Raw genomic sequence first — 2,932 nt, 5'->3', positions numbered from 1 at the left:
GTCGTCGGGGGAGGCGGCGGGTTCGGGGCCGGTGATCCGCACCCGCTCGGCGACGTGGTGGGCGACGGCGCCGACCTCCAGCGTCCAGCCGTCCACCTCGACGGCGTCGCCGACCCTCGGGATCCGGCCGAGCCGCTCGGCGATCAGGCCGGCCAGCGTCTCGTACGGCCCCTCGGGCACCGGCATGCCGATGGCTTCGAGCTCGTCGGTGCGGGTGATGCCGTCGGAGTCCCACCCGTGCCGGCCGTCGTCGGCGGTGCCGAGGTCGACCAGGTCGGGGGTCCCGGTGGGGTCGTGCTCGTCGCGGACCTCGCCGACGACCTCCTCGACGATGTCCTCCAGGGTGACGATGCCGGCGGTGCCGCCGTACTCGTCGATGACCACGGCGAGGGTCTCCTCGCCGCGCATCCGGTCGAGGAGGCGGTCGACGGTGAGGGTCTCGGGGACCAGCATCGGCTCGGTCATCAGCNGCCGGCTCGCCCGCCGCTCGACGGGCACGCCGAGGGCGTCCTTGATGTGGACGGTGCCGACGACGTGGTCGAGGCTGTCCCGGTAGACCGGGAAGCGGGAGAGGCCGGTCGCCCGGGTGAGGTCGGCGACGTCGGCCGCGGTGGCGTGCTCCGCCAGGGCCTGGACGTCCACCCGGGGCTTCATGACGTTCTCCGCCGTCAGCTCGCGCAGGTTGAGCGAGCGGATGAACAGCTCGGCGGTGTCCGGCTCCATGACGCCCTCGCGGGCGGAGTGCCGGGCGAGCGCGACCAGTTCCTGCGGGGTGCGGGCGGAGGCGAGGTGCTCGGCCGGCTCCAGGCCGAACCGCCGGACGACGCGGTTGGCGGTGTTGTTCAAGTGGCCGATGAACGGCGCGAAGGCGGCCGAGAACCAGTACTGCGGGGCGGCCACCACCTTGGCGACGGCCAGGGGCCGGGAGATCGCCCAGTTCTTGGGCACGAGTTCGCCGGCGACCATCAGCACGACGGTCGACAGCAGCACGCCGAGGACGAGCGAGCCGGTCTCGGCGGCGGCCTCGGGCAGGCCGACGGCCTCCAGCGGGCCGCGGAGCAGCGCGGCCACCGAGGGCTGCGCGATCATGCCGATCACCAGGCTGGTGATGGTGATGCCCAGTTGGGCACCGGAGAGCTGGAAGGTGAGCCGCCGGACGGCCTTGAGTGCGGTCGCGGCGCCCCGCTCACCGGCCTCGGCCGCTCGTTCGACGGCGGCGCGCTCCACGGTGGTGAGGGAGAACTCGGCGGCGACGAACAGGGCGCAGGCCGCGGTCAGGAGCAGGGCCAGGACCAGCAGGAGCACCTCGCTCACCGGGTCACCCCCGCCCCGGTCCGGGCCGCAGGACGGGCAGGGGGCGGGCAGGGAACAGCTGGAGGGTGACTGGGAGGCTCGTCCATCGCGAGGTCCGCGAATCCTTTACGGCAGGGGATGATCGGTTCTACAGAAGTGTAAAGGAATGGCAAATCGGTGCCGCACGAGGGCTCGGCGGCCCCGGCCTGACGGCGCGTGCGGCCACCACCGCATTCTCCGCCGAACCTGCCGTTCACCGTACGTCGACGCACGGTTGGTGATATCGATTGACGGAGGACGGACAAATCAAGTACCGACGATTGACGGACGACGAGAAGGGAGCGACCTCGTGACGATGACTCGCCGCAGCACCCGCCCGCGCGGTGCCCGCCCGCGCGGTGGCCGCCTGCGGATGCTGCCCGCCCTGGTGGCGGCGCTGTGCGGGATCCTCGGGACCACCGCCCTCGCGTCCCCCGCGCAGGCCGCCGGTACCCAGGCCGCCGGAGCCCAGGTCGCCGACACGCGCCGCCCGGTCTACGCCGTCGCGCACCGGGTGGACACCCTGGACGGGGTGGACGCCGCGATCGGCCACGGCGCCAACGCCATCGAGATCGACGTCTGCGCCTGGTGGAACCCGAACGAGTGGCGCGCCTGGCACGACTGTTCCTCGGCCGGCGAGAACCGCCTCGGGCCCAGCTTCGACAGCATGCTGGACCGCATCCTCTCCCACGCCAACGCGGGCCGCCGGCTGTCACTGGTCTGGCTGGACATCAAGGACCCCAACTACTGCGGCGAGGCGCCCAACCGCACCTGCAGTGTCGCCGGCCTGCGCGACAAGGCCCAGCGGCTGACGGCCGCCGGGATCCAGGTGCTCTACGGCTTCTACGAGTACCACGGCGGCAGCACCCCGGACGTCGGCGGCCGGGGCTGGCAGAGCCTGGCGGGCCGGCTCGGCCCGCTGGAGGGCATCACCACGACCGGCACCCGCGACCAGGTGCTCGGCGCCTTCGACCGCTCCGGCTCCGGCTTCCCGGCCGGCCGCCGGGCGATGGACTACGGGGACAGCGACATCACCAAGGGCTTCGGCAACTGCACCGAGGCCACCTGGAACACCTGCGCCGAACTGAAGAAGGGCGCCGCCGACCGGGCCGCCGGCCGGCTCGCGGCCACCTTCTCCTGGACGACCACCTACAACGACCCGTGGTACGTCGACAAGCTCCTCGGCGACGGCCAGGTGGACGGCATCATCGCCGGCTACGGCGCCTTCACCGGCGTGCGCGAGTACGACGGCGGCTGGCAGTGTGCCAATGCCGTCAACCTCGTCCGTGACTGGGTCAACCGCCACGGCGGCACCCATCGGATGGCGAACAGCGGCGACCGCCTGTTCCGGTAGGGGCCGCCCTCGTCCAGCGCATGGCACCACTGTGGCGCCACTCGGACTGGACATGGCACCACTGCTTACGCCATGCTGATGCCAAGGGGGGATGCGCGCTCCCGGCCCCGCGGCGGGGAGCGCGCGTTCCGGGGAGCGGGAACCGGAGGGGGCGGATCATGGCGGCAGAGCGGCGCCGGGAGCGGGCGGAGGTCGGGGGCCTCGTCGCCTTCGCCCGCTTCGTGGTGTGTGGCGGCGGTGTGGGAG

The 2,932-nt window shown here is 72.9% G+C and carries 2 protein-coding genes; one reads left to right on the top strand and one right to left on the bottom strand.

Annotated elements, in window-relative coordinates:
- Nucleotides 1–1,314: hemolysin family protein (locus tag VR45_RS32345; RefSeq protein WP_045943446.1), on the bottom strand; the 1,314-nt coding region annotated here is incomplete at its 3' end.
- A 334-nt stretch (nt 1,315–1,648) separates the two neighbouring features.
- On the opposite strand from VR45_RS32345, the gene VR45_RS32340 reads away from it, so the two are divergent.
- The gene (locus VR45_RS32340) at nt 1,649–2,686 is read left to right on the top strand and encodes a phospholipase (protein WP_234326381.1); all 1,038 of its coding nucleotides are present in this window, start codon (nt 1,649–1,651) and stop codon (nt 2,684–2,686) included.
- Nucleotides 2,687–2,932: the final 246 nt, after the last annotated feature.

The sequence above is a fragment of the Streptomyces sp. NRRL S-495 genome (assembly GCF_000966955.1).
Lineage (GTDB): Bacteria > Actinomycetota > Actinomycetes > Streptomycetales > Streptomycetaceae > Kitasatospora > Kitasatospora purpeofusca.
The sequence above is the reverse complement of the archived record's forward strand: the minus strand, read 5'-3'. Positions and strand labels throughout refer to the sequence as shown.